At 43.6% G+C, this 2,118-nt stretch carries 3 protein-coding genes; 2 read left to right on the top strand and 1 reads right to left on the bottom strand.

Annotated elements, in window-relative coordinates:
• The coding region (locus WCO51_12835) for a DEAD/DEAH box helicase (GenBank protein MEI6514139.1) at positions 1–294 on the bottom strand (294 nt) is incomplete at its 3' end.
• A 175-nt stretch (positions 295–469) separates the two neighbouring features.
• On the opposite strand from WCO51_12835, the gene WCO51_12830 reads away from it, so the two are divergent.
• Complete coding sequence (locus WCO51_12830; GenBank protein ID MEI6514138.1) at positions 470–1,624, top strand: acyl-CoA dehydrogenase family protein; 1,155 nt, start codon at positions 470–472, stop codon at positions 1,622–1,624.
• A gap of 18 nt (positions 1,625–1,642) precedes the next feature.
• A partial coding sequence (locus WCO51_12825; protein ID MEI6514137.1) for an enoyl-CoA hydratase/isomerase family protein occupies positions 1,643–2,118 on the top strand: 476 nt, incomplete at its 3' end.

Genomic DNA, 2,118 nt, shown 5'->3' with positions numbered 1-2,118 from the left:
GAGCGAAGAGTTGTAGTATGCCGCGCGTATTCCAAGCAAGGTTAACGCTGTTACTTGGTCTTCCATCAAGGCTATCAAAGGGGATACAACAATTCCCACACCTGGTCGAAGTAAAGAGGGGATCTGATAACACAACGATTTTCCACCACCAGTGGGCATTAGGACGAGTAAATCCTGTCCTAAGACGAGATCCGATACAATATCTTCTTGAGGATGACGAAACGTCTCGAAACCATAGTAGTCTTTTAAAATTTGTTTGGCAGTGATGGGATGGTCTGGCGTTTGCGGTTTCATGTTATTCTTCTTTGATGACAATATATATCCTTTCTAATCTTTATACTGCTAATCATGTACACAGATCATTTACAAAGGAGTCCATGCAGTGGTATGAATATTTATCGAGATTCATATTGTAAGCCATAGGACTTAAGAAACATTCTGAGCGTATGTAATCACAGAAGGATAGATTATGCAATTCGAATTATCAGAAGAGCTGCGAGCATGTCGAGATATGGCGGCGGAGTTCGCAAGATTACGATTGTTGCCTAATGCGGAGTTATGGGATGCTAAGGCAACTTTCCCGATTGAAACCTTGCGTGAGGCGGCAGGTTTGGGTATGGCGGGCATGATTGCTCAGCCAGATATTGGTGGTGCGGGTTTAAGTCGCCTAGCGGCTGTTGTGATATTTGAACAATTAGCGGCGGGTTGTATTAGTACCGCCGCTTATCTTTCTATTCATAATATGGTGACCGCCGTTATTGATAAGTATGCACCACCTTCGTTACGCGCTGACTGGGGGCCTAAGTTAACCTCTATGGAACGCTTTGCAAGTTATTGTTTGACGGAACCGGATTCGGGCTCTGATGCTGCGTCACTTAAGACCACTGCCGTTATAGACGGTGATCATTATGTTATCAATGGTTCTAAATCCTTTATTTCTGGCGGGTCTGTATCCGATGTGTATTTATGCATGGTGAGAACCAGTGAGGATAAACACAAAGGAATCACCAGTATTTTAGTGGAAAAAAACACCCCAGGATTGAGTTTTGGAGTGTTGGAGAAAAAAATGGGATGGAGAAACCAGCCTACCTCTATGGTGTATTTTACCAATTGCCGAGTACCCATAGCTCATCGCGTGGGTGAAGAGGGTATGGGGTTTAAAATAGCGCTGCAGGCGTTGAATGGTGGGCGCATCAATATTGCCGCTTGCTCTTTGGGTGGTGCGGCGTTGTGTTTGCGGTTAACGCAGGCTTACATGAAAGAACGCAAGCAATTTAAACAATCGCTCAGTAAAATGCAGGCATTAAGGTTTTATTTTGCAGATATGTTGACTGATTTTGAATCCGCTCGATTGTTGGTGTATCGTGCCGCAGATTTGCTAGATAAAGGCCATCCTAATGCGCCAATGCATTGTGCAATGGCGAAACGGCTAGCAACGGATGTTGCGTTTCAAATTGCTGATAAAGCCATGCAAATTCATGGGGGATATGGGTATTTGTGTGATTATCAAATCGAACGTGTTTTTCGTGATTTACGAGTGCATCAAATCTTGGAAGGCACGAATGAAATCATGCGAGAAATTATGGCAAAATCCGTACTGGATGATGATTATAATATTGAGTAATGCTTAGGAGATCTTATCATGTCTGTTTTACAACATAGTACTCGCAACGGAATTTTGTATATTACGTTATATCGTCCTGATAAATTAAATGCCTTGAATGAAGAGGTACTCTCTGCGTTGTCTTTGGTTTTAACTCAAGCTAAAGAAGATAGGGCTATCAAAGGCGTATTGATAACAGGTGAAGGAAAAGCATTTTGTGCAGGCGCAGATATTACTCGATTAGCAGAATGTTCAGCACAGTCTGGTTATGAGTTTGCACAAAGAGGACAAGCCGTGTTTCGAAGTTTAGAAACATTAGGAAAACCCTCGCTTGCGGCCATTAATGGTTTTGCTTTTGGGGGTGGATGTGAGCTTGCGATGGCCGCAACCTTGCGAATAGCCGCAGAGACTGCGCAATTTGCACAGCCAGAAGTAAAGCTTGGGGTTATTCCAGGATATGGCGGCACGCAACGTTTGGCTAGGTTGGTTGGAAAAGGTCGGGCCTTGGATTTGTG

This window comes from bacterium (assembly GCA_037131655.1).
Lineage (GTDB): Bacteria > Armatimonadota > Fimbriimonadia > Fimbriimonadales > JBAXQP01 > JBAXQP01.
This window is presented reverse-complemented; position numbering and strand designations above follow the sequence as displayed.